The following is a 24359-nucleotide window of genomic DNA, read 5'->3' on the forward strand; positions in this document are numbered from 1 at the left end:
ATTACAAATTCTTCTATCGGACTCGAATATTCTCACGCGATGTTCATAAAGCAAACGAAAGAATACTTATTTGCATAGACAGTAATTGCTATTTGGTAGGGCGCAATTTACAAGACGAGCTTCGCCGCCACCGCCGTCAGGGTGGTGGCCAGCAAGGCGCGCAGGAAGCGCTCCGGCACGGCGCGCGCCGCCATGGCGCCGAGGGTAATGCCGGGCAGCGAACCGACGAGCAGGGTCAGCAGCAGCATCCAGTCGATCGAGCCGAGCCACCAATGGCCGAGCGCGGCGATGGCGGTCAGCGGGACCGCGTAGGCGATGTCGGTGCCGGCCACTTCGGCCGGGCTCAGCTTTGGATACAGGAACACCAGCAAGGTCGCGCCGATGGCGCCGGCGCCGATCGAGGACACCGTCACCAGCACGCCCAGCACGGCGCCCGAGATGATGGTGGCCGCCGCCAGGCCGCGGCCCTGCAGCTGGCGTTCCGGGTGGGCATGGATCCAGGCCAGCAGGCGGCTGCGCAGCAGCAGCGCCACCACGGTCAGCATCACCGAGACGGCGATCGTGTAGCGGATCACCTGCCCCAGCTGTTCGCTGAGCGCGCCGAAATGGTTGAGCGCGATCGCCGCCAGCACGGCCGCCGGCAGCGCCCCCAGGCACAGGCGGCCGACGATCTGCCATTGCACGGTGCGGGTGAAGCGGTGGGTGATGGTGCCGGCGCTCTTGGTGATCGCGGCGAAGGCGAGGTCAGTGCCGACCGCGACCGATGGCGAGACGCCGAACAGCAGGGTCAGCAAGGGCGTCATCAGCGAGCCGCCACCGACGCCGGTCATGCCGACCAACAAACCTACCGCGAATCCTGCCATCACATACGTCATCGACATGCCGAGCTCTCCTGTGGAGCACAGGGTAAGGCTCGGGCTGCCGTTTTCCAAACGACAGCTTTCTCATTTGCTTATGCAGAGATATTCGTCCCACGACGATGATCATCGCGAGTTTGTTGCCTGGATACCACGAAAAAAAACGGCGAACCCAGGTTCGCCGTCTTGCGGTAGACATGGCATGGGGCAAGCCTCGCCCCTGCGCTGCCGATTACTTGTTCGGCTGCGGCGTCAGGCGCAGGTAAGGACGCGGCGCCTCGAAGCCTTTCGGGTACTTCTGCTTGATGACGTCGGGATCGGTGACGGTCAGCGGGATAATGACCGGGTCGCCATCCTTCCAGTTGCCCGGCGTGGCGACGGTGTAGCCGTCGGTCAGCTGCAGGGCGTCGATCACGCGCAGCACTTCGTCGAAGTTGCGGCCGGTGCTCATCGGGTAGGTGATGATCAGGCGCACTTTCTTGGCCGGGTCGATCACGAACAGCGAGCGCACGGTGGCGGTGGCCGAGGCGTTCGGGTGGATCATGTCGTACAGCCCGGACACGGTCTTGTCGGCGTCGGCCACGATCGGGAAACCGACCACGGTTTGCTGGGTTTCCTCGATGTCCTTGATCCAGTCGACGTGCTTGTCGGCCGGGTCGACCGACAGCGCGATCGCCTTGACGTTGCGCTTGTCGAACTCCGGCTTGAGCTTGGCGGTCAGGCCCAGTTCGGTCGTGCACACCGGCGTGAAGTCGGCCGGGTGCGAGAACAGCACCACCCAGGAATCGCCCGCCCACTCGTGGAAGCGGATCTTGCCGATGCTGGAATCCTGCTCGAAATCGGGAGCGGTGTCGCCGAGGCGTAAGGTCATAGTCTTCTCCATGGTTGATTCATACAGCGCCGTCCGCGGACGACGCAACGCAAAGCCTACATAAAGCGGTTGTACAGCACGACGGCCCAGGTGGCGCCCGCCAGCAGCAGGGTCAGCGCCACCGCGGCGCTGCCCAGGTCCTTGGCCGCCTTGGACAGCGGATGACGCTCCAGCGAGATGCGGTCGACCACCGCTTCGATCGCCGAATTGATCAGCTCGACCACCAGCACCACGACCAGCACGCCGACCAGGGCCAGCTTCTGGAAGCCGGACACCGGCAACAGCAGCGCCACCACGCTGGCGATGACGATCACCACGACCTCTTGCCGGAACGCCGCTTCGCTGCGCCAGGCCCAGCGCAGGCCGTCCCAGGTGTTGCGGCAGGCGGCGCCGATGCGCTCCAGGCCGCGCAAGGTCTTGAATTCGCTGATCGGGTTTTCCATCGTTCTTGGCATTCCAACATGCAGGAACGACATTATGCCCCGTCCGCGCACAAGCATGTGGCAAGTTGGCCCGCGACGCAAGCCGCCGGTTTGCATGGTCTTTTCACATCATGGTATAAAGAGAACGATACTGCACTGCACCAACCACATCATGAAAATGGAAACCCCTACTCCAGCCAAGACGTCGATCCAGGTCATCGAACGCATGATGGCGCTGCTCGATGCGTTGGCGAGCTATACCGATCCGGTCAGCCTCAAGGAATTGGCGCGGGTGTCTGGATTGCATCCCTCGACCGCGCACCGCATCCTCAACGACATGGTCGTCACGCGCTTCGTCGACCGGGTCGAGCCGGGCACCTACCGTCTCGGCATGCGCCTGCTGGAACTGGGCAATGTGGTCAAGAGCCGGCTGTCGGTGCGCGAAGCGGCGCTCGACGCCATGCGCGCCCTGCACCGCAAGACCCAGCAGACGGTCAACCTGTCGGTGCGCCAGGGCGACGAGATCGTCTACATCGACCGCGCCTTCTCGGAGCGCTCCGGCATGCAGGTGGTGCGCGCCATCGGCGGGCGCGGCCCGCTGCACCTGACCTCGACCGGCAAGCTGTTTTTATCCGTGGACGACGTCAAGGCGATCCGCGCCTATGCCACCCGCACGGGGCTGGCCGGCCACACGCGCAATTCGATCACCGAACTGGCGCGGCTGGAACGCGAACTGAGCCTGGTGCGGGCGCGCGGCTATGCGCGCGACAACGAGGAACTGGAACTGGGCGTGCGCTGCATGGCGGCCGGCATCCATGACGACAGCGGCAAGCTGGTGGCGGGATTGTCGATCTCGGCGCCGGCCGACCGCTTGCAGGAAGACTGGCTCGAAGACCTGGTGCAGACGGCGTCGCGGATTTCGTCGACGCTGGGTTACCGGCCGATCGCGCCGGTGTGATCGAGGATTAATGCAATGCCGGCGCGCTGGCCGTGATGGTCGGCGTGCGCACCGCATCGACGTCCATGCGGTCCGGCAGCGACTCGATCCAGCGGCGGATGCGGCCGGCGTCGGCCGTGCGCGACATCTTGCCTTTCGAATCCAGGAACACCATCACCACATTGCGGCCATGGATCATGGCCTGCATCACCAGGCAGCGTCCCGCTTCGTTGATGAAGCCGGTCTTTTGCAGGCCGATGTTCCAGTCGGGCAGCGACACCAGGTAGTTGGTGTTCGCGTAATGCATGGTGCGGCCGCTGGCCTTCACGGTCGATTTCGGCGTGGTGGAGAATTCGCGCAGCAGCGGGTCTTCGTGGGCCGCCATCACCAGCTTGACGAGGTCGCGCGCGCTCGAGACGTTGCGGCTCGACAGGCCGCTGGAATCGACGTAATGGGTGTCCATCATGCCGAGCTGGCGCGCCTTGGCGTTCATCGCGGCGACGAAGGCCTCGATGCCGCCCGGGTAGTTGCGGCCCAGCGCCGAGGCGGCGCGGTTCTCGGAACTCATGAGGGTGATGTGCAGCAGTTCGCGCCGCGTCATGCGCGCGCCGACCGGCAGCCGCGAGCTGCTGTACTTCAGGCGGTCGACGTCGGCGTCGGTGACGCGCAGGACTTCGTCGAGGTCTTGCTTGGCTTCCATGACGACCATGCCGGTCATCAGCTTGGTGATCGAGGCGATCGGCAGGGCGACGTTGGCGTTCTTTTCGAACAGCACTTCGGCGCTGTTCTGGTCGACCACGTAGGCGACGCTGGAACGCAGGGACAGCGGATCGTCGGTCTTGTTCAGGCCGGCCCTGTCGCCGGCCGTCGCCACCGCCGCCACGGCGACGGCGCCCGCCGCGGCGCGGGCCGGGTGGTAGGTGACGACGCGCTTGCCGTTGACGGTGCGGACCCGGCGCACCATGCGCTGGCCGTTGTCGCCGGCGCTGGCGACTTCCTTGCGCTTCCTGGTGGTCTTTTTCGCCTTCGCTTTGCGCTTGGGCTTTTTCTTGGCAGCCTTGGCAGGCTTGGACTTCTGCGCTTGTTCGGTCGCGCCCGCCCCTGCGCCCGCCCCGGCACCGGATGCCTGCATTGGTGCAATAGCGAACAACGCGGCGGCAACTGCAGCCAAAGCAAGTTTAAACATCGAAACGCCCCTGGACCAAACCGATGAGATACAGATGAAAGTGTAGCGGAACGACGCTCGATCGCAAGAGAAAAGAACATTCCGTGCGGAAATAATCCGCGAAAACCAACACCTCCCCTGCATTCAAACTTTCGTTTGATATCAATGAGATATTGTTGGTTATTACTTTACTCCATGAAGCGGGCGAACACGTGGCTGGGTTCGCGCTCGGTCTCCAGGGTGTTCTCGATCCGCGCCGGATCGGCCCAGCCCAGCGCCATGCCGCACACGACCATCTCGTTCGCCGGCAGCCCGAGTTCGGCCGCGATGATCCGATGATACTGCGTAAAGGCGGCTTGCGGACAGGTGTCGAGTCCCCTCGCCCGCGCCGCTACCATGATGTTCTGCAAGAACATCCCGTAATCGAGCCAGGAGCCCTGCTCCATGATGCGGTCGATGGTGAAAATCATCCCGACCGGCGCATCGAAGAAAGTGAAGTTGCGCCCATGCTGGGCCGCCATGCCGGCCTTGTCGTCGCGCGTCAGGCCCAGCAGGCCATATAAATCCCAGCCGACCTTGCGGCGCCGGTCGATGTACGGCGACACCCATTCGCGCGGATAGTAGGGATATTCCTCCTGGTGCTGGGCGGCCTGCTCGGGGTCGGCATACGCCGCCAGGATCGCGCTTGACAGGCGCTCTCGCGCGGCGCCGGTCAGCACATGGACTTTCCACGGCTGGGTGTTGGTGCCGGACGGCGCGCGCGCCGCGACGTCCAGGATGCGGGCGATGTCTTCGCGCGCGACCGGCTTGTCCAGGAAGGCGCGGATCGAACGGCGCGAGGTGATGGCGGCGTCGACGGCCGCCTGGCCAGGGTTCTCGATGGTCATGTGGTCTCCGGTGGTTTGCGCACGACGAAGGCGACGCCGGTGACGGCCACCGCCATGCCCGCCAGGCCGAGCGCGTTGAAGGCTTCGCCGAACAGCAGCCAGGCCATGATGGCGGTGGTCGGCGGGGTCAGGTACATCAGGCTGGTCACCTCGGTGGCCTGGCTGCGCCCGATGAGTTTGAACAGCAGGAAGATGGCGCCGATCGACAGCGCGAACACCGACCACAGCCAGGCGATGACGAAGTCGGCGCTCCAGGTAACCGTCGAGAACGCCGGGTCGAGGTCTTCCAGCCACACCGCGATCGGCGCCAGCACCAGCACCGTGGCCCCGAACTGGATCGCGGTGCCGCTGCGCAGGTCGAAACGCGGGCAGAAGCGGCGCTGGTACATGGTGCCGGCCGTGATGCAGAGCAGCGCGAACACGCACAGGCCGAGGGCGGCGGGCGACAGGCCGGCCAGGCCCAGCTTGGCGTAGACCACCAGCGCCACGCCGGACAGGCCGAGCAGCAGGCCCAGCCACTGGATCGGCCGCACCCGCTCGCCGATCAGCGGCGCGCAGGCGGCGGTGAGGATCGGCTGCATGCCGACGATCAGGGCGGTCAGTCCCGCCGGCATGCCGAGCTTGATGGCGGCCCACACGCCGCCCAGGTAGCCCGCCTGCAGCAGCACGCCGGCCACGGCGAGATGCAGGACCTGGCCGCGCGGCCATGGCGCGCGCCAGAGCAGCATCAACGGCAGCAGCACCGCCAGCACGCCCAGGCAGCGCACGATGAGGAAGGTCAGCGGCGGCGCATACGGCAGGCCGAGCTTGGCGACGATGAAACCCGTGCTCCAGAGGAAGACGAAGAACAGCGGCACGGGCGACAGCCAGGAGCTGCCGGGCATGGAAGTGGCGTGGGTCGACATGATGCTGGCAATGCGCGCTGCACGGCATTGAATAAATCGCAAGCATCGAGTCTAGCATGTCTCTACCATGGAGTTTTGACCGGCTGAAAGATGCACAGGGTTTGCGCGAGATCAATTGACTTTTATTGCATTAAATGCATTCTAGAAAATTATGTATCTTGGATGGTGCGTCGCATCAAAAACGCTTGACGCTTCAAACGAACTGACAGAAAATCTGCCCTGTTGCGGTGCACAAAAAGAGTTTCGTTGCGTTTTAATGAAGAACCTGTCTCACAGAGCAATAGTCCATTCTTGAAACGACATATTTGGAGAGCCACATGTTTGCAATCCCTGAACAATTTTCGAACGCTACCAAGGCCAGCCTCGATTCGCAATTCGCCCTGTTTTCGGCACTGACCTCGAAGACCTTCGAAGGCGTGGAAAAGCTGGTTGAACTGAACATCAGCACCGCGCGCTCGACCCTGGAAGATTCGTCGGCCGCCGCTCGCCAGCTGCTGGGCGCCAAGGACCCACAAGAATTCTTCTCGCTGACCGCCTCGCAGGCGCAGCCGAACGCCGAGAAAGCCCTGTCGTACAGCCGCCAGCTGGCCTCGATCGCCACCGGCACCGGCGCCGAGTTCTCGAAAGCCGCCGAAAGCCAGATCGTCGAAGCCAACCGCAAGGTCATCTCGCTGGTCGACGAAGTGAGCAAGAACGCCCCGGCCGGCTCGGAAAGCTTCGTCGCCGCCGTCAAGACCGCGATCAGCAACGCCAACGCCGGCTACGAGCAATTCAGCAAGACCTCCAAGCAGGCGGTCGAAGCGCTCGAAAGCAATATGAACGCCGCCGTGTCGCAATTTTCTGCGACTGCTGCTAAAGCTGGCAATGCTGCCAGCGCTGCCACGGCTGCCGCTGCGGCCTAAGCTGCGGCTGGTGAAGTAACAAGCCCAAGACAAAAAAGCCGACAGACGCAATCGCGTCTGTCGGCTTTTTTTCGTTCGCGCGCCGCTCACGCGATCGGTGCGTCACTCGCCCAGGTATGCCGCCTGCACCCTCGGATCGTCGAGCATGTCGCGCGCATTGCCGGTCATGGTGATCGCGCCCGACTCCATCACGTAGCCGCGGTGCGCGGCCTGCAGCGCCAGCTTGGCGTTCTGCTCCACCAGCAGGATCGTGATGCCCTGCCGCGACACGTCGCGGATCACCTCGAAGATCTTCTCGACCATGATCGGCGCCAGGCCCATCGACGGCTCGTCCAGCAGCAGCAGGGTCGGATGGCACATCAATGCGCGCGCCATCGCCAGCATCTGCTGCTCGCCGCCCGACAGGGTGCCGGCCAGCTGGCTGGACCGCTCTTTCAGCCGCGGGAAGACGGTGTACCACTTCTCGATGTCGGCATCGATCGCGGCCTTGTCGTCGCGCGTGTAAGCGCCCATCAACAGGTTTTCGTGGATCGACATGCGGGTGAACACGCCCCGCCCTTCCGGCACCATGGCCAGCTTCTGGCGCACCATCCGGAACGACTGCGTGCCGCCGAGCGGCTGGCCGAGATACTCGATCGTCCCCTCGACCTTGCACGGCGGGAGCGTGCCGGTGATGGCCTTCAGGGTCGTGGTCTTGCCGGCGCCGTTGGCGCCGATCAGCGTCACCAGCTCGCCTTTCGCCACCTCCAGGTCGACGCCCTTGACCGCCTTGATGCCGCCGTAGGCGACCTTCAGGCCGGCGATTTTCAGAACAATGTCAGCCATCAGTGGGCGCCTCCAAGGTAGGCGTCGATCACGGCCTGGTTCTTCTGGATCTCGGCCGGCAGGCCTTCGGCGATCTGCTTGCCGTATTCGAGCACCGTGATGCGGTCGCACAGGCCCATCATGAGCTTGACGTCGTGCTCGATCAGCAGCACGGTCCGGCCCTCGGCCTTGATTTTCACGAGTAGCTCGCGCAGCGCCAGCTTTTCGGTGGCGTTCATGCCGGCCGCCGGTTCGTCCAGCGCCAGGAGCTGCGGATCGGTGGCGAGCGCGCGCGCGATTTCCAGGCGGCGCTGGTCGCCATAGGACAGGAATTTGGCGGTGCGGTTGGCGAATTGGCCGATGCCGACGAAGTCGAGCAGTTCCTGCGCGCGCAGGCGGATCGCGGCTTCTTCGTCGCGCGCCGCCTTGTGGCGCAGGATCGCGCCCAGCACGCCCTGCTTCGTGCGCACGTGGCGCCCGACCATCACGTTCTCGAGCGCGCTCATCTCGCCGAACAGGCGGATGTTCTGGAAGGTGCGGGCGATGCCCGCCCTGGCCACGTCATGCGGCGCCGACGGCGAATAGGGTTTGCCGGCCAGCTCGAAGGTGCCGCTGTCCGGTTGATAGAGGCCCGTGATCACGTTGAAGAACGTGGTCTTGCCGGCGCCGTTGGGGCCGATCAGGCCATAGATCTGGCCCTGCATGATCCGGATGCCGACGTCGGTCAGCGCCTGCAGGCCGCCGAAGCGTTTATTGACGCCCTGGATATTCAGGAGGATTTGTTCGCTCATGGTCTGCTCATGTATCTGTACACTCATCAGGCGGTCGACGCTTCCTCTTCCTCGCGCGCCAGGGCCGCGTTGGGACGCTCTTCCCTGTTCGGCGACGGCCACAGGCCGGCCGGACGGATCAGCATGATCAATACCAGGGCCAGGCCGTACAGCAGCTGGCGCAGCACCTCGGCCTCGATGATCACCTTGCCGAACACGGCCTGTTGCAGCGGATCGACCACGTGGCGCAACACCTCGGGCAAGGCCGCCAGCAGCACGCCGCCCAGCACCACGCCCGGAATGTGGCCGATGCCGCCCAGGACCACCATCGCCAGCACCGCGATCGATTCGGTCAGCGAGAACGACTCGGGCGACACGAAACCCTGGAAGGCGCCGAACATCGCGCCGGCCACGCCGCCGAACGACGCGCCCATGGCGAAGGCCAGCAGCTTGACGTTGCGGGTATTGATGCCCATCGCCTTGGCCGCGATCTCGTCTTCGCGGATCGCCACCCAGGCCCGGCCCAGGCGCGAATGCTGCAGGCGGCCGGTGATGAAGATCGTCGCGATCACCATGGCCAGGAACAGGAAGTAATAGGCGTTCACCGACGGCATCGCGTAGTCGCCGATCATGACGTTGGCGCCGGAGCCCGGCTCGCCGGCCAGCGACACCCCGAACACGCGGATCGGGTCGATCATATTGATCCCCTGCGGCCCGTTGGTGAAGTTGATCGGGTCGTTCAGGTTGTTCATGAAGATGCGGATGATCTCGCCGAAGCCGAGCGTCACGATGGCGAGGTAGTCGCCGCGCAGCTTGAGGGTCGGGGCGCCCAGCAGCGCGCCGCACAGCGCGGCGCACAGCGCCGCCAGCGGCACGATGGCCCACAGCGACAGGTGGATGCCGTTGGCGGCGATCTCGGGCCCGAAGAAGGCCACCAGCGCTTCGCCGAGCGCCGGCGAATAATAGATGAGCGACTCCAGCAGCGCCGCGAACTGCGGCGACGAGAACAGGCCGACCAGGTAGGCGCCGACCGCGAAGAAGGCGATATAGCCCAGGTCGAGGAGGCCCGCGAAGCCGACCACGATGTTCAGGCCCAGCGCCAGCATGATGTACAGCAGCGCGATGTCGATGATGCGCACCCACGAGTTGCCGAATTGCGAGGCGACGAAGGGGAAGATCAGCATCAGGATCAGGACGGCCGCCATGCTGATGGCGGCCTGGCGCGGCTTGTGCTGGGTGTCGAAGGTCAGGAGTGCCATGGTGTGCTCCTCGTGCTCAGGCGCGGTCGGCCACGCGTTCGCCCATGATGCCGGACGGACGCAGGGTCAGGACCAGGATCAGCACCACGAAGGCGAAGATGTCCTGGTAGTGGCTGCCGAGGAAGCCGCCGGTCAGGTCGCCGATGTAGCCGGCGCCGAGCGCCTCGATGATCCCCAGCAGCAGGCCGCCGATCATGGCGCCATAGATGTTGCCGATCCCGCCCAGCACCGCGGCGCAGAAGGCCTTCAGGCCCGGCAGCACGCCCATGGTGAAGGTGATCGAGGCATAGTTGGCGCCCCACATCACGCCGGCGACGGCCGCCAGCGCGGCGCCGATGGCGAAGGTGGCGACGATCACGCGGTTCGCGTCCACGCCCATCAGGCCGGCCACGCGCGGGTTTTCGGCCACGGCGCGCATCGCGCGGCCCATCCTGGTGCGCTCGACCAGCAGCACCAGGGCGCCCATGGCGACGGCCGCCAGCACCAGCAGCAGCACTTGCGTCTGCGAGATCATGGCGCCGCCAATCATGATCGGTTCGGACGACAGCAGTTGCGGGAACGGCAGCGGGCTGCGGCCCCAGATCATCATGGCGAAGGTCTGCAGCAGGATCGAGACGCCGATCGCCGTGATCAGCGGCGCCAGGCGCGGCGCATGGCGCAGGCGGCGGTAGGCGACGCGCTCGATCAGGATGCTGACCAGCATGGTGAGGGGAATCGCACCGAGGATGGCGGCCGCCAGCTGGACATAGCCCGGCAAGCCGGGAATATAAGCCTCGAGCAATTGCAGGATCGTCAGGCCGATCATGGCGCCGATCATCAGCACGTCGCCATGGGCGAAGTTGATCAGGTTGAGCACGCCGTACACCATCGTGTAGCCGAGCGCGACCAGCGCGTACATGCTGCCCAGCACCAGGCCGTTCAGCAGCTGTTGAATAAAGGTTTCCATCGTTCTGCCTGTGTATTTTTGCCTTGCAAAAAAACGGCACCGCGGGATCCCTCCCGAAGTGCCGCTCATGGTTGGCTACCATGACAATTTTCCGAGCGCCGCCATCATAACTTGGCTGTTGGAAAACTTATCACGGTAAATCCGTGCAGTAGCAAATTTTGTTTTCTGTCTGTACGAGAAATAAAGTTCAGGCTGCTGGCGAAGATGGCTCAGGACGTACGCCGTCCAGGCCTTTCGGCAGCGGGAAGGTCACGTGTTCTTCGACCCCTTCGAGCGCGCGCACGCTGGCCGCGCCGAGTTCTTTCAGGCGGTCGATCACGGCCTGCACCAGCACCTCGGGCGCCGAGGCGCCGGCGGTCACGCCGATCCGCTTCTTGCCCGCGATCCAGCTGGGGTCGATCTTGCTCGCGTTGTCGACCATATACGCCGGCGTGCCCATTTTTTCGGCCACTTCGCGCAGGCGGTTCGAGTTCGAGCTGTTTGGACTGCCCACGACGACCACGACCTCGACCTGCGGCGCCATGAACTTCACGGCTTCCTGGCGGTTGGTGGTGGCGTAGCAGATGTCGCCCTTCTTCGGCTCGATGATGTTCGGGAAGCGCGCCTTGAGCGCCGCGATGATGTCCAGGGTGTCGTCGACCGACAGGGTGGTCTGCGACACATAGGCCAGCAGTTCCGGGTTACGCACCTGCAGCTTCTGCACGTCCTCGACCGTCTCGACCAGGTGCATGCCCTCTTCGGCCTGGCCCATGGTGCCTTCCACTTCTGGGTGGCCGTCGTGGCCGATCATGATGATCTCGGCGCCTTGCTTGCGCATCTTGGCGACTTCGACGTGGACCTTGGTCACCAGCGGGCAGGTGGCGTCGAAGATGGTGAGCCCGCGCGCCTCGGCGTCGGCGCGCACGGCCTTCGAGACGCCGTGGGCCGAGAACACCAGCGTGTTGCCGGGCGGGACGTCTTCGAGTTCCTCGATGAAGATCGCACCCTTGGCGCGCAGGTCTTCGACCACATAGGCGTTGTGCACGATCTCGTGGCGCACGTAGATCGGCGCGCCGAACTGTTTCAGGGCGCGCTCGACGATCTCGATCGCGCGGTCCACGCCGGCGCAGAAGCCGCGCGGCTGGGCCAGCAGAATTTCGTTTTCCATCATTGTTCCTGTCGTCCTTACAGAACCGAAATCAGTTTCACTTCGAATTGCAGGGCGCGGCCGGCCATCGGGTGGTTGAAGTCGAACAAGGCCGCCTCGTCGCGTAATTCCAGCAGCACGCCGGCGAAGCGACCGCCCTTCGGCGCGTTGAACTCGACCACCTCGCCCACGTTGTATTCCGTGCCCGGCACCGAGTTTTCTTCCAGCGTGGCTTTCGATACCGACTGGATCAGCTCCGGGTTACGCTCGCCGAACGCTTGTGCAGCGCTGAGCTCGAAGGTCTGGTGCGTGCCTTCCGGCAGGCCGATCAGGCGCGCCTCGAGGAACGGCGCCAGCTGGCCCTGGCCCAGCAGCAAGGTGGCGGGCGTGCCATTGAAGGTCGTGACCACATCCGAACCACCGGCAACTGCCAGACGGTAATGCAGGGTCAGGTAAGAGGATTCGTTGACGACGGGAGCAGCGTTGGACATGTTCTTTGTGGTGACGGGCATACCTGATCAGGCAAACCGCTATTGTAAGCCACGCGCGCCGCTTGCGCCTTGGCTGCCTCTTTTTTTGGCGAGGAATCAAACATGGGAATTTGCGATTGGCCCGAACAAGACCGTCCGCGCGAGCGCCTGCTGCGCGATGGACCGCATGCGCTGTCGGATACCGAATTGCTGGCGATCTTCCTGCGCGTGGGCGTGGCGGGAAAAAGCGCGGTGACGCTGGCGGGCGACACGCTGGCGCACTTCGGCTCGCTGCACCGGCTGCTGCATGCCGAATCGAGCGAGTTCGGCCGGCTGCACGGCCTGGGGCCGGCCAAGTACGCGCAGCTGCAAGCCGCGCTCGAGCTGGCGCGGCGCGCGGTGGCCGAGCAGTTCCGGCGCGAGGCGCTGTGCTCGCCCGAGGCGGTGCGCCAGTACCTGCGCAGCCAGTTCGCGCTGCAGACCCATGAATCGTTCATGGTGCTGTTCCTGGACGTGAAAAATCGCCTGATCAATTGCGAGGAAATGTTCAGGGGCACGCTCACGCATACGAGCGTCTATCCAAGAGAGGTGGTCAAGGCGGCGCTGCGCAGGAATGCGGCGGCGGTGATCCTGGCCCACAACCACCCGTCCGGCGTGGCCGAGCCGAGCGAGGCCGACCTGCGACTCACGGGCGCACTGGTGCAGGCGCTGTCGCTGGTCGACATCCGGGTGCTGGATCACTTCGTGGTGGCGGGCAACCAGGTGCATTCCTTTGCCGAGAATGGGCAGTTGTGACCGATAAACCTCGGCAGCGCCTCGCCCGCGTCCTTACATGGGCTGTCAGGTTTGCTTGAAATTACACAGCGTAAACAGCGAGTTACGACACTCAGCGGGAATTGTTAAATTTTTCGATTTAGAAAAGACACCATTGTTTTTCGTAAGTGATTGATTCCGCTTTGCTTTTCACGCTATACTCTCGTTTTTCCAATTCTGGAACATATTTAAGGAGTGCACTATGGCACGTGTTTGCCAAGTAACCGGCAAGGGTGTGATGGTTGGTAACAACGTCTCCCACGCTAACAACAAAACGAAGCGTCGTTTCCTGCCTAACCTGCAGAACCGCCGTATCTACGTCGAATCCGAAAACCGCTGGGTTTCGCTGCGTCTGTCGAACGCCGGCCTGCGCGTGATCGACAAGCTCGGCATCGACGCCGTGCTGGCCGACATGCGCGCCCGTGGCGAAAAAGTTTAATTAGGGAGCTATCATGGCAAAAACTGGCCGCGACAAAATCAAGCTGGAATCGACCGCAGGTACCGGTCACTTCTACACCACCACCAAGAACAAGCGCACGATGCCGGCGAAGATGGAAATCACCAAATTCGACCCGAAAGCACGTAAGCACGTGATCTACAAGGAAACCAAGATCAAGTAATCGATCTTGTCTTCTTGACGAAGCCGCCGGCGCGCAAGCCCGGCGGCTTTTTTGTCGTCCCGCCGATCCGCGCTACCATCGGGGAATGACCAGTCCGCCTTCCGCCTTCCCCTTCGTTCCCATCCCCAGCCAGGACCGCCTCGATGCCCTCGACGTATTGCGCGGCTTCGCGCTGATCGGCATCTGCATCGCCAACGTCGAATTCTTCAACCGCCCCGTGGCCGAATCCGGCAACGGCATCCCGGCCGGGCTGCACGGCCTGGACTGGCTGGTCGCCTTTGTCGTCGCTTATGTTGTCAGCGGCAAGTTCTGGACCATTTTCTCGCTGCTGTTCGGCATGGGTTTCGCCCTGATGCTGGAACGGGCGCGCACGGCCGAGCGTCCCTTCCTGCCCGCCTATGGCCGCCGGATCGCCGTCCTCGGCCTGTTCGGCCTGCTGCACTACCTGCTGCTGTGGAGCGGCGACATCCTGATCAGCTATGCGATCGGCGCGCTGGCCCTGATGCTGATGCTGTTCGCCAGGGCGCGCCCAATGATCGGCGTCCTGGCCGCCTGTTTCGTGCTGGCCCAGTTGCCGGGCTTCGGCTTCGCCGGCTGGCTGGTCACGCCGCTCGTGTTCGCCGGCCTGGTGGGCGTCTACCTGCGCGCCGAACGGCGTGCGTTGTTTCCACTGGTGGCGATCGTCCCGGGCAGCCTGATGCTGCTGGCGGCCATCCTGAATATCGTCGGCGGCAAGGGCGACATGGGGGCGCTGCTGGCGATCGGCGGCGCCCTCGTGCTGCTCGGCCTCCTGGCCTGGGGCTTTGTCCAGCCAGAAAGAGCACGGCCGCTGCGCGCCGGCGTCGCGATCTTCGTGCTCACCTATGGCCTCACCGCGCTCGACGGCGCCATGCGCCACTATGCGCCCCAGTCGGGACCAGTCTCCAGCGTCACCAGCGCAGAGACCGATAACGCGTCCGCCACCCTGTTGCAATACCGCGAGCGCACGGCGCGCAGCATCGAAGAGAAGGAGGTGCTCACCAACGGCAGCTATGCGGACGCGGTCGCGATGCGCCTGGGCCACCTGGCGGCGCGGATGCGCGACGAAACCGGCTTCGTGGTGGTCGGCGTGAGCGTGTTCCTGGTCGGGGTCTGGTTCGTGCGCTCCGGCGTGATCGCCAACGCCGGACGTCATCTGCCGCTGTTGCGGCGCTTGGCCGTGGGCGGGATCGGCTTCGGGGTCGGGCTGGGCCTGCTCAGCAGCCTGATCAGCACCGGACGTCCTGCCGGCGTCGACGACGGCGGCTATGACCTGGCGAACGCCTTGATGACGGTGGGCAGCCTGCCCGCCTCGCTCGGCTACGTCGCGGCGGTGCTGCTGGCGCTGTACAGCCACGGCGTGCTGGCCCGGGTGCGCGTCCTGGCGCCATTTGGACGTATGGCGCTGAGCAATTACCTGATGCAGTCGCTCGTGTTTTCCCTGCTGTTCCATGCCCACGGGCTCGGATGGTGGGGCATCGGCAGGACCGAGCAGGTCGGCATCGCCCTGCTGCTGTGCGCGCTGCAGATCGTGTTCAGCCACTGGTGGCTGGCGCGTTTCCAGTACGGGCCGCTCGAATGGGTGTGGCGGGCGCTGACTTACCTGACGTGGCCGCCGATGCGGCGTGGCGCGTAACGCCCAAACGACAACGGCTTCCGAAGAAGCCGTTGTGTCATTTCTTAGCGACGCCGCCGATCAGGCATAGGTGCGCAGGCGCATCGAAAACTCCTGCAGCGCCTTGATGCCCGAGGCTTCGGCGCGGTTGCACCAATCCTGCAGCTGGTGCAACAGCTGGTCGCGGGTCGAGTGCGAGCGTTCCCAGATCGCGCCCAGTTCGACGCGCATAGTGTGCATGGTCTCCAGCGCCTTGCTGTGCTGAAACAGCTCGACCAGTTGCTGCTTTTGCGACGATTCCAGCTTGGCCGGCTCGCGCTGCATCAGCTTGCGCGAGCTTTTCAGGAAGCGCGATTCCAGCTGCGCCTTGTGCTTGAGGTGCTCGAATTCTTCGTGGAAAGCGTGACGCACCGACTTGGCATATTTCGCCATCACGTCGTAGCGGTTGGCGATCACCGACTGCAGGGTGTCGAAGTCGGCTTGCGCCTTGTTCTTGGCCAGCTTCGGCTTCGGCGCCACCTTCTTCACCTTGGCCAGGCCGACCATCTCGAGCATGCGGATATAGCCCCAGCCCAGGTCGAATTCATACCACTTGCTCGACAGCTTGGCCGAGGTGGCATAGGTGTGGTGGTTGTTGTGCAGCTCTTCGCCGCCGATCAGGATGCCCCACGGGAAGATGTTGGTCGCCGCATCGTTGCAATCGTAGTTGCGGTAACCCCACCAGTGGCCCAGGCCATTGATGATGCCGGCTGCCGTGATCGGAATCCACATCATCTGGATCGCCCACACGGTCAGGCCGAGCACGCCGAACAGGGCGACGTTGATCACCAGCAGCGACGCCACGCCCAGCGTGCTGCGGCCGGTGTACACATGGCGCTCGATCCAGTCGTCCGGCGTGCCATGGCCATACTTGTCCATGGTTTCCTTGACCTTGCTTTCGGCGCGATACAGTTCGGCGCCTTCGAACAGCACCTTGCGGATGCCGCGCGTCTGCGGGCTGTGCGGGTCTTCTTCGGTGTCGCACTTGGCGTGGTGCTTGCGGTGGATCGACGCCCATTCCTTGGTGACCTGGCCGGTGGTCAGCCACAGCCAGAAGCGGAAGAAGTGGCTTGGAATCGGATGCAGGTCGAGCGCACGGTGCGCCTGGTGACGATGCAGGTAGATCGTCACGGCGGCGATCGTGATATGGGTGACCACCAGCGTATAGATCACGACTTGCCATGCCGAGAAATCGAGCAGGCCGGTGGACAGGAACGACAGCACGGCGTGCAGGGCGTCGTCAAAGAAATTCATTCAGTCTCCCAAGGGCTTATCCAATGTGCAACCACTGTGACCGCACACCTACAACCCGGGCATTTTACGTGGTTCTACTGCCGCACGGCAGTTTTACTTGCCCAAATTTGCGCCAGTCCCGGTCTTGTCCCGGCCTTCTTCCTGGGGAGTCCGCCCCATCACCTTCGTGATATGGGCGTCGAGCAAGCGCGTGTCCATCGACGGATGTCCGAGTTTGATCGCGCCGGATTGCACAAGTGCGTAGATCTTGCGGTTCACTTCGGAAATCGGACCGCCCTGCCCGTTCTCGGGGTCGCCCAGCCAGAAGCCGACTTCGAGCTCGTAGCCGTCGGCCACGAAGGCATTGAGCAGCACGTTCGGCGCCGGCGTCTCGAGCACGCGGGCCACGCCCAGCGGCTGCGCTTCCAGCAGCGGCATCACCACGGACAGGTCGCTGTCGTAGGACACGACCAGCTTGGTGACCGCACGCACGTTGCGGTTGGTGCCCGACTGGTTCAGCACCACGCCCGTGATCAGCATCTCGTTCGGCAGCAGCGTTTGCGTGCCGTCGGATCCGCGCAACACGGTGTAGCGCGTATTGATGCGCGCTACCTTGCCGGAATATTTATCCAGCGTGATCGGATCGCCGATCGACAGGCTGCGCTCGAACAGGATGATGAAGCCGGACACGTAGTTGCTGGCGATGCGCTGCATGCCGAGACCGAGGCCGACGCCCAGCGCGCCGCCGAACACCGACAGCACGGTCAGGTCGAGTCCGGCCAGCGACAGGCTGAACAGCACCGCGACCAGGATCAGGGCCGCGCGGCCCACGCGCGCCATCGCCACCCTGAGCGAGCTGTGCATGCGCTCGAAACCCATCAGGCGTTCTTCGAGCGCGGCGCCGGCCCACAACGCCAGCATCATGAGCACGACGATCGAGATCGCGCCCTGCAGCAGGTCGGCGATCGAAATCTTGTTCTTGCCGACCGGCAGGACGGTATTCTCGAGCGCCCTCATCACGTCCGGCAGGATGCCGGTCAGGTGCATGGCGACGACGATCCAGACCACGAAGGCGAACACCTTCTCGAAGGTCTGCAAGGCCGCCCCCAGCTGGCCGCGCCGTGCGAAGGCGCGCCGCAACAGGTAGAAGAAGGTGCGGATCACCGCCAGCGACATGAACAGCGGCAGCGCCACGCGCAGCAGCGACACGCCCTGGTATTGCTCCAGCACCGTCTTGGCCAGCGCCAGCAGCCCGACGGTCAGGAGCGGCCACAGCACGCGGCTGAAACTGCCCAGGCCGACACTGATCAGGCCGCCCGTCTGGGCCCGGTCTTTCAGCAGCGAACGGTGGATCAGCCGCGCCAGGCCCCAGCCCACCGCCACGCACAGGACGAGGGCCACGATCTGCCAGGCGATGGCGGGACGACGGGCATCGTCCAGCAGGACGTTCAGCAGGTCGGACAGCGGCATCGGGACTCCTTACTCTCCGTCCGCGGCTGCGGCGGCGCCGGCGCTGTCTTCGCTCGCGGCCGGCTTGGCCGGCTTCGCCAGCGCCTTGCGCTGCAGGACCGCAGCGAAGAAGCCGTCGGTCTGGTGCTTGTGCGGCAGCAGCTTCAGGTAGTCGTCCATCTCGAGCGGGATCTTTTGCTCGGCCAGCACCTGGCTCATCGGCACCAGCTCGAAGTCGGCATGGTTGGCCAGGAAGCCTTCGACGATGACGTCGTTCTCTTCGTTCAGCAGGCTGCAGGTGGCGTACACCAGGCGGCCGCCATTCTTGACCAGTCGCGAAGCCGCGTCCAGGATCGAGGCCTGCTTCTCTTGCATCTCGGCGACGGCGCCCGGCTGCTGGCGCCACTTCACGTCCGGGTTGCGGCGCAGGGTGCCCAGGCCCGAGCACGGCGCGTCGACCAGCACGCGGTCGATCTTGCCGGCCAGGCGTTTGACCTTGGCGTCGCGCTCGTGCGCGATCACCACCGGATGCACGTTCGACAGGCCGCTGCGCGCCATGCGCGGTTTCAGCTTGGTCAGGCGTTTTTCCGATACGTCGAACGCGTACAGGCGGCCGGTATTGCGCATCAGCGCACCCAGGGCCAGCGTCTTGCCGCCGGCGCCGGCGCAGAAGTCGACCACCATCTCGCCGCGGCGCGCGCCGACGATCTGGGCCAGCACCTGGCTGCCCTCGTCCTGCACTTCGATCGCGCCTTCCTTGAACAGCGGCAGGTTTTGCAGCGCCGGCTTCTTTTGCACGCGCAGGCCCAGCGGCGCGAACGGCATCGGCTCGGCCACGATCGGCGCTTGCGCCAGCTGGGCGACCACGTCGTCGCGCTCGGCCTTGATGGAATTGACGCGCAGGTCCAGCGGCGCCGGGGTGTTCAGCACCGCGGCCAGCTCCAGGGCTTCCTGCTCGCCGAACTGGGCCACCAGCTTGTCGAACAGCCACTGCGGCAGGTTGGCGCGGATCGGGCCCGGCAGCAGGTTGCGGTCGACTTCCTTGATGCGGGTGAGGAAATCGGTCTCATCTTCGGTCAGGCCGCCGATGCTGTCGATGCCGACGGTCTCGGCCAGGCCCAGCAGGGCCAGCTTGCGCATCGACGGCGTGTTGCCATGGCCGGCGAAGTCGGTGAAGAACGATTTATTGCGCAGCACGGCGTACACGGCTTCGGCGATGACGCCGCGCTCGCGGCCGCCGAAGCGCGGGTTGTCCTTGAAGAAGCGCGACAGGGTGACGTCGGCGGGCGAAGTAAAACGGAGAATCTCGCGCAAGACTTCTTCGGTCTTGGCGACGATCGCTGGAGGCAATCTCATGTAAATCCTTGATTAAATACTGATGGCGTCGGCCTGGGAGTGATCCGTGGACTCGACGATGCGCACCGCGCCGTCTTCGATGACCAGGCGGTCTTCGATGAACAGGCGTACGGCGCGTGGGTAGATCTTGTGTTCCTCGGCCAGCAGGCGCTCAGCCAGCAAGTCGGGTGTGTCGCCAGGCAGGACTGGAATCCTGGCCTGCAGCACCGACGGGCCATGATCGAGTTCGGCGGTGACGAAGTGCACGGTTGCGCCGTGTTCGCTCATGCCGGCGTCGAGCGCCTGCTGGTGCGTGTGCAGCCCCGGGAACAGGGGCAGCAGCGACGGGTGGATATTCAACATCCGGCCCGCATAGTGCTCCACGAATGGCGCGGTCAGGATGCGCATGAAGCCGGCCAGCACGACCAGGTCGGGCTGGTAGGTATCGATGACTTCCTGGAGTCTGGCGTCGAATTCGGCGCGGGTGGCGAACTCCTTGTTCGACACCACGGCGGTCGGGATGCCGCGCGACTGGGCAAAAGCCAGGCCGCCGGCATCCGGCTTGTTGCTGATCACCGCTGCGATACGGGCCGGCCAGCTTTCCGCCTCGGCCGCGCGCACGACCGCTTCCATATTGCTTCCGCGGCCGGAAATGAGGATCACGATGTTTTTCATAGCCGGCATTGTACCGTAAGGCCGGCTGCCAACCGCAGCCCTCGGGGAGGGTTGGCGGCGGGCTCAGGCGGTCGGCGGGACCGTCGCGAACGAGTAGAACACGCGGAACGGCACCTTTTTCTCGGCCCAGAATTCGGCCGCGTCGCGGAACACGTCGAGCAGGTTTTCGCGCGCTTCCTTGTCGAACTTCTGAGCGCTCGGCAACTGCTCGAGCACCACGATAAAGCCCGGCTGCGGGCCAGCTTCGTGGATGGTTTCGGTCAGGCAGGTGCGCAGCGCATCGAAGTTCTTGCTGCACGGCTTGGGGAAATAAAAATTCTCGCCGATGCGGGCGCAGACCTGCTGCTTGGTGAGCGTATTGGCGCAGTGGGCGTACAGGAAATGATGTCCGAGTCGCCCGGCCTCCTGTTGCAAATCGCCAACGCGAAACGCGCGAATGGCTTGAACAAGATTTGGCGCCACTCTCATCAACAAACTCATTTTTTCCTCAAATCGACCTGTCAATAACGCGCCATGGCGCCACCCCTCGCGGCGCTGGGTAGCGCTGCTGCTTCTTACCTCGCTGTCGTTGCTATACGCCAATAAGTCCATGATTTGTGTAAGGGTAACGTTTTGTGGTATTGGAAGCAACCCAAATGTGAGTTTCAGATGCCTATTTGTAAGAATCGGTAGGTCCATCTGTGACACGAAAACGCCGCATTCGGGGCCGGTTTCATTCTGGCGCGAGTTGTTCCACGCTTTATTCGCTGTTACATTTTGTTGCCACGCGGATTCGATGGTTTTTTGCGATAGGCGTACCATGAAGTCTGTAACGAATCGACGAATCAAGTCGCACCACTCAACGAGGTACTCTCATGAACTTGCAAGCCAAACTGATCATCTCGGCCCTCGGCATCGCCACCCTGCCGCTGGCCCAGGCCGCCGACTTCGAAGACTTCGGCCGCGTGGTGCGCGTCGAGCCGCGTCTCGAGCAAGTCCGTACCCCGCGCCAGGAATGCCGTACCGAATACGTGCAAGTGCCGGTGCAACAGGAACGCGGCGCCGGCGGTACGATCATCGGCGGCATCGCCGGTGCCTTGCTGGGCAGCCAGGTCGGCAGCGGCAACGGCAAGGTGGCCGCCTCGGCAGCGGGCGCAATCGCCGGCGCCATGGTCGGTGACCGTGTCCAGAACAATGGCCGCCCGCAAGGCAGCACCGTGCAAGAACAAGCCGTGCAGCAATGCCGCACCGTGGAAGCGATCGAATCGCGCACCGCCGGCTACAACGTGACTTATGAATACCGCGGCCAGACCTACACCTCGCTGATGAACCGCGACCCGGGCAACCGTGTGCGCCTGCGCGTCTCGGTCGAGCCGCTGGACAGCTACACCGGCCAGCAGGCGTACAGCCAGTACTGATCTTGCATCGTTAGAAATCGAGCAACGCGGCCCATGAGGCCGCGTTGTTCATTCGGACCCGAGCTTGCGCTGGGGGAACCCATCCCCCGATAATAGGGCGATTCCACCAGGCTCCTCTATGCTCATCAAACGCAAATCCATCGAACAAGTCGAATCCTCGCGCCGTCCCGCGCGCAAACCGAAATTCGCACCCGTCACGCTGTCCGAACAGGACGGTGTCCGTTACCTCCACTTCGGCACCGAGTGGGTGCAAGGCGCCATGCGCATCCGCAAGCCCGACTGGCCCGAGCTGGAATACGCGCAGCAGATGATGGCGTGGATGCTGTTCATCGAGACGCCGCAGGCCATTGCCCAGCTGGGCCTGGGGACGGCCGCCCTGACCAAGTTCTGCTATCGCCAATTCCCGCAGGCGCACGTGACCGCCGTCGAACTCAACGAGTCCGTGATCGCGATCTGCAACTCGATGTTCAAGCTGCCACCCGAGGACGAGCGCCTGCGCGTGCTGGAGATGGATGCGCTCGACTTCGTCGAGGATCCGGCCAACCACGAGGCCTATGACGTGCTGCAATGCGACCTGTACGACGCCACCGCGCGCGGCCCGGTGCTCGACACGCCCGAGTTCTACGAGGCCTGCGCCGCCTGCCTGACACAGGACGGCATCATGACCGTCAACCTGTTCGGCGACCACCCGAGCTTCGCCAAGAACCTGAAAGCGATGAAGTTCGCCTTCGGCCACGTGATCTGCCTGCCCGAGGTGCACGACGGGAATGTGGTGGCGCTATGCTTCAAGACCCGCCCCACGCTCGACAAGGAAGCGCTCGCCGCGCGCGCCGCGCAGATCGTGGCGCAGACCAAGCTGCCTGCAAAATCCTGGGTCAAGGGATTGCTCGCCACCGATTGACCATTCAGCCAGGGCCACCGTGAACGCCATCCCGCAAAAACCCGCCAGCTTGCGCAAGCTCGACTTGCAGTCGATTTTCTCGTGGCTGCTGGCCGACGGGATCGTCACCAAGGAGAAAGTCAAAGCCGATTTCGCCCAGGCCCAGGGAATATTGAAAAATGCGCCGGGCATCATGCATCCGCTGACGGCGGTGGCGCAGTGCAAACTGGTCTCCAATTTGCCGCCGCACCGGCTGCTGACGCTGGATGTGCTGACCGAATGGTGCGCGGCCAAGGTCGGCCTGCCCTTCATTCGCATCGACCCGCTCAAGATCGATTTCACTAAGGTGGCGGACGTGATGTCGGCCAGCTACGCGGCGCGCTTCAATATCCTGCCGGTGGAAATGACGGCGACCACGCTGGTGGTGGCGACGGCCGATCCGGCGCTGACCGAATGGGAAGCCGAGATCGCCAAGGTTTCGCGCCGCCGCATCGAGCTGGTGCTGGCCAATCCGCTCGACATTGCCCAATACATTTCGCAGTTCTTCGCGCTGGCCAAGTCGATCCGCGACGCCAACCGCAGCAGCGGGCAAGACGTCGCGATGCGAAACAACTTCGAACAGCTGGTCGAACTGGGAAAATCGAACAAGCAGTTCGACGCCAACGACCAGCACATCGTCAATATCGTCGACTGGCTGTGGGGTTACGCCTTCGAACAGCGCGCCTCGGATATCCACCTCGAACCCAAGCGCGAATTCGCGACCGTGCGTTTTCGTATCGATGGCGTGCTGCACCAGGTCTATCAGGTGCCGGCGGCGGTGATGATCGCGATGACCGCGCGCATCAAGCTGCTGGGGCGGATGGACGTGATCGAAAAGCGCCGGCCACAGGACGGCCGCATCAAGACGCGCACCGCCGGCGGCCAGGAAGTCGAATTGCGGCTGTCGACGATGCCGACCGCGTTCGGCGAAAAACTGGTGATGCGTATCTTCGATCCGGATGTGGTGGTCAAGACCCTGCCGGAACTGGGTTTTCCGCCTGACGATGCGCAGCGCTGGGATGGGCTGACTCGCCGTCCGCACGGCATCATTCTCGTGACCGGGCCGACGGGATCGGGCAAGACCACGACGCTGTACACGACGCTCAAGGCGCTGGCGACCAGCGAAGTGAATGTGTGCACGGTCGAGGATCCGATCGAGATGGTGGAACCGGCATTCAACCAGATGCAGGTGCAGCCAGGGATCGACCTGTCGTTTGCCGATGGCGTGCGTTCGCTGATGCGGCAAGACCCCGACATCATCATGGTGGGCGAGATCCGCGACCTGGAAACGGCCGAGATGGCGATCCAGGCGGCGCTGACGGGGCACCTGGTGTTTTCGACACTGCACACCAATGATGCGCCGTCGGCCGTGGTGCGCCTGCTGGAACTGGGCGTGCCGGATTATCTGCTCGAGGCAACCCTGATTGGCGTGATGGCGCAGCGCCTGGTGCGCACGCTCTGCCCCGTATGCAAGGCGCCGGGCGGCGAATTGAGCGATGAGGTGTGGGAGAGCATTGGCGGGGCGTGGAAAATCGCGAAGCCTGCGACCGTGTATCGGGCGGTGGGGTGTCCGGAGTGCCGGCAGACCGGGTATCGGGGGCGGACCGGGATTTATGAATTGCTGACAGTGAGCGAGGGGTTCGGGCGGTTGATTCGCGAATCGGGCGAGATGCGCACCTTGCGCGAGCAGAGCGTGAAGGATGGGATGAAGCCGCTGCGCATTGCCGGGGCGATGAAGGTGATCGAGGGAGTGACGACGGCGGATGAGGTGCTGAAGGTGACGTCGGCGCTGTCGTGAAAGTCGCTCGTGTCGAAAATGTTGGACAGCCCTGTCAACGCTAAATAGAAATGTCCCCTGTTGCGCAAAGTAGAAATGTCCCTCTTGCCAATTTGATCACGGATTGGTGACAGGGGCCAGATGCGAT

26 protein-coding genes are annotated in these 24359 nt (G+C 63.9%); 9 read left to right on the forward strand and 17 right to left on the reverse strand.

Features of this window, described 5'->3' with window-relative positions; genetic code table 11:
* Positions 1–107: 107 nt before the first annotated feature.
* The 3 genes from ABIB42_RS03835 to ABIB42_RS03845 form a co-directional block, all read right to left on the reverse strand.
* The gene (locus ABIB42_RS03835; protein ID WP_005665757.1) at positions 108–881 is read right to left on the reverse strand and encodes a sulfite exporter TauE/SafE family protein; all 774 of its coding nucleotides are present in this window, start codon (positions 879–881) and stop codon (positions 108–110) included.
* 208 nt (positions 882–1089) lie between these two features.
* On the reverse strand, positions 1090–1728 hold the full coding sequence (locus tag ABIB42_RS03840; protein ID WP_005665756.1) for a peroxiredoxin: 639 nt from the start codon (positions 1726–1728) through the stop codon (positions 1090–1092).
* 56 nt (positions 1729–1784) lie between these two features.
* Positions 1785–2171, reverse strand: a complete 387-nt coding sequence (locus ABIB42_RS03845; protein ID WP_040775263.1) for a diacylglycerol kinase — start codon at positions 2169–2171, stop codon at positions 1785–1787.
* 151 nt (positions 2172–2322) lie between these two features.
* Here ABIB42_RS03845 and ABIB42_RS03850 point away from each other — a divergent pair, with 151 nt between their 5' ends.
* Positions 2323–3108: an IclR family transcriptional regulator gene (locus tag ABIB42_RS03850; RefSeq protein ID WP_184239129.1), complete on the forward strand. Its 786-nt coding sequence runs from the start codon at positions 2323–2325 to the stop codon at positions 3106–3108.
* A gap of 7 nt (positions 3109–3115) precedes the next feature.
* On the opposite strand, the gene pbpG is transcribed toward ABIB42_RS03850, so the two are convergent.
* The 3 genes from pbpG to ABIB42_RS03865 form a co-directional block, all read right to left on the reverse strand.
* A complete protein-coding gene (gene pbpG / locus ABIB42_RS03855) occupies positions 3116–4273 on the reverse strand; it encodes a D-alanyl-D-alanine endopeptidase (protein WP_370659800.1) in 1158 nt (385 codons plus the stop codon).
* Between the two features lie 167 nt (positions 4274–4440).
* Positions 4441–5139 carry a nitroreductase gene (locus ABIB42_RS03860; RefSeq protein ID WP_312489114.1) on the reverse strand — a complete coding sequence of 233 codons (699 nt, stop codon included), beginning with the start codon at positions 5137–5139 and terminating at the stop codon, positions 4441–4443.
* Entirely contained in the window at positions 5136–6044 is a 909-nt protein-coding gene (locus ABIB42_RS03865; RefSeq protein ID WP_051205040.1) for a DMT family transporter, read from the reverse strand. Before ABIB42_RS03865 ends, ABIB42_RS03860 begins: the two co-directional genes overlap by 4 nt.
* Positions 6045–6361: 317 nt before the next feature.
* On the opposite strand from ABIB42_RS03865, the gene ABIB42_RS03870 reads away from it, so the two are divergent.
* Entirely contained in the window at positions 6362–6946 is a 585-nt protein-coding gene (locus tag ABIB42_RS03870; protein WP_005665748.1) for a phasin family protein, read from the forward strand.
* Between the two features lie 102 nt (positions 6947–7048).
* Here ABIB42_RS03870 and ABIB42_RS03875 read toward each other — a convergent pair whose 3' ends face one another.
* The 6 genes from ABIB42_RS03875 to ABIB42_RS03900 all read right to left on the reverse strand — a co-directional run bounded on the left by ABIB42_RS03875 (position 7049) and on the right by ABIB42_RS03900 (position 12342).
* Entirely contained in the window at positions 7049–7771 is a 723-nt protein-coding gene (locus ABIB42_RS03875; protein WP_005665747.1) for an ABC transporter ATP-binding protein, read from the reverse strand.
* Positions 7771–8541 carry an ABC transporter ATP-binding protein gene (locus ABIB42_RS03880; protein WP_429247923.1) on the reverse strand — a complete coding sequence of 257 codons (771 nt, stop codon included), beginning with the start codon at positions 8539–8541 and terminating at the stop codon, positions 7771–7773. The genes ABIB42_RS03875 and ABIB42_RS03880 overlap by 1 nt, the downstream gene beginning before the upstream one ends.
* Before the next feature lie 26 nt (positions 8542–8567).
* Positions 8568–9779 (reverse strand): ABC transporter permease subunit, encoded by a 1212-nt coding sequence (locus tag ABIB42_RS03885; RefSeq protein ID WP_273028601.1) that lies wholly within the window; start codon positions 9777–9779, stop codon positions 8568–8570.
* Between the two features lie 16 nt (positions 9780–9795).
* The gene (locus tag ABIB42_RS03890; protein WP_005665743.1) at positions 9796–10725 is read right to left on the reverse strand and encodes a branched-chain amino acid ABC transporter permease; all 930 of its coding nucleotides are present in this window, start codon (positions 10723–10725) and stop codon (positions 9796–9798) included.
* Between the two features lie 187 nt (positions 10726–10912).
* Positions 10913–11872, reverse strand: a complete 960-nt coding sequence (gene ispH, locus ABIB42_RS03895; protein WP_005665742.1) for a 4-hydroxy-3-methylbut-2-enyl diphosphate reductase — start codon at positions 11870–11872, stop codon at positions 10913–10915.
* A gap of 17 nt (positions 11873–11889) precedes the next feature.
* Positions 11890–12342, reverse strand: coding sequence for an FKBP-type peptidyl-prolyl cis-trans isomerase (locus ABIB42_RS03900; protein WP_273028602.1), 453 nt, complete (start codon positions 12340–12342; stop codon positions 11890–11892).
* A 102-nt stretch (positions 12343–12444) separates the two neighbouring features.
* Here ABIB42_RS03900 and radC point away from each other — a divergent pair, with 102 nt between their 5' ends.
* The 4 genes from radC (at position 12445) to ABIB42_RS03920 (ending at position 15408) form a co-directional block, all read left to right on the forward strand.
* The gene (gene radC / locus ABIB42_RS03905; RefSeq protein WP_184239138.1) at positions 12445–13116 is read left to right on the forward strand and encodes a RadC family protein; all 672 of its coding nucleotides are present in this window, start codon (positions 12445–12447) and stop codon (positions 13114–13116) included.
* A 220-nt stretch (positions 13117–13336) separates the two neighbouring features.
* Entirely contained in the window at positions 13337–13573 is a 237-nt protein-coding gene (gene rpmB, locus ABIB42_RS03910) for a 50S ribosomal protein L28 (protein WP_005665737.1), read from the forward strand.
* A 13-nt stretch (positions 13574–13586) separates the two neighbouring features.
* Positions 13587–13754: a 50S ribosomal protein L33 gene (rpmG, locus tag ABIB42_RS03915; RefSeq protein ID WP_005665735.1), complete on the forward strand. Its 168-nt coding sequence runs from the start codon at positions 13587–13589 to the stop codon at positions 13752–13754.
* An 85-nt stretch (positions 13755–13839) separates the two neighbouring features.
* Entirely contained in the window at positions 13840–15408 is a 1569-nt protein-coding gene (locus tag ABIB42_RS03920; protein WP_005665734.1) for a DUF418 domain-containing protein, read from the forward strand.
* A gap of 60 nt (positions 15409–15468) precedes the next feature.
* Here ABIB42_RS03920 and ABIB42_RS03925 read toward each other — a convergent pair whose 3' ends face one another.
* The 5 genes from ABIB42_RS03925 to ABIB42_RS03945 all read right to left on the reverse strand — a co-directional run bounded on the left by ABIB42_RS03925 (position 15469) and on the right by ABIB42_RS03945 (position 20709).
* Complete coding sequence (locus ABIB42_RS03925) at positions 15469–16680, reverse strand: DesA family fatty acid desaturase (RefSeq protein WP_005665732.1); 1212 nt, start codon at positions 16678–16680, stop codon at positions 15469–15471.
* A gap of 93 nt (positions 16681–16773) precedes the next feature.
* Positions 16774–18129 carry a mechanosensitive ion channel family protein gene (locus ABIB42_RS03930; RefSeq protein ID WP_219861081.1) on the reverse strand — a complete coding sequence of 452 codons (1356 nt, stop codon included), beginning with the start codon at positions 18127–18129 and terminating at the stop codon, positions 16774–16776.
* Between the two features lie 9 nt (positions 18130–18138).
* Positions 18139–19464 carry an RsmB/NOP family class I SAM-dependent RNA methyltransferase gene (locus ABIB42_RS03935; protein ID WP_071361572.1) on the reverse strand — a complete coding sequence of 442 codons (1326 nt, stop codon included), beginning with the start codon at positions 19462–19464 and terminating at the stop codon, positions 18139–18141.
* A 12-nt stretch (positions 19465–19476) separates the two neighbouring features.
* Positions 19477–20118: a phosphoribosylglycinamide formyltransferase gene (gene purN / locus ABIB42_RS03940; protein ID WP_429247924.1), complete on the reverse strand. Its 642-nt coding sequence runs from the start codon at positions 20116–20118 to the stop codon at positions 19477–19479.
* A gap of 63 nt (positions 20119–20181) precedes the next feature.
* Positions 20182–20709 (reverse strand): barstar family protein, encoded by a 528-nt coding sequence (locus ABIB42_RS03945; protein WP_229446310.1) that lies wholly within the window; start codon positions 20707–20709, stop codon positions 20182–20184.
* A 263-nt stretch (positions 20710–20972) separates the two neighbouring features.
* Here ABIB42_RS03945 and ABIB42_RS03950 point away from each other — a divergent pair, with 263 nt between their 5' ends.
* From ABIB42_RS03950 to ABIB42_RS03960, 3 genes are all read left to right on the forward strand, one after another.
* Positions 20973–21515, forward strand: a complete 543-nt coding sequence (locus tag ABIB42_RS03950) for a glycine zipper 2TM domain-containing protein (protein ID WP_005665727.1) — start codon at positions 20973–20975, stop codon at positions 21513–21515.
* A 118-nt stretch (positions 21516–21633) separates the two neighbouring features.
* Positions 21634–22416: a hypothetical protein gene (locus ABIB42_RS03955; RefSeq protein WP_005665726.1), complete on the forward strand. Its 783-nt coding sequence runs from the start codon at positions 21634–21636 to the stop codon at positions 22414–22416.
* Positions 22417–22435: 19 nt separating this feature from the next.
* Positions 22436–24232 carry a GspE/PulE family protein gene (locus ABIB42_RS03960; RefSeq protein WP_219861083.1) on the forward strand — a complete coding sequence of 599 codons (1797 nt, stop codon included), beginning with the start codon at positions 22436–22438 and terminating at the stop codon, positions 24230–24232.
* Positions 24233–24359: the final 127 nt, after the last annotated feature.

It is taken from the genome of Massilia sp. UYP32, assembly GCF_050434365.1.
GTDB classification, from domain to species: domain Bacteria; phylum Pseudomonadota; class Gammaproteobacteria; order Burkholderiales; family Burkholderiaceae_D; genus Telluria; species Telluria timonae.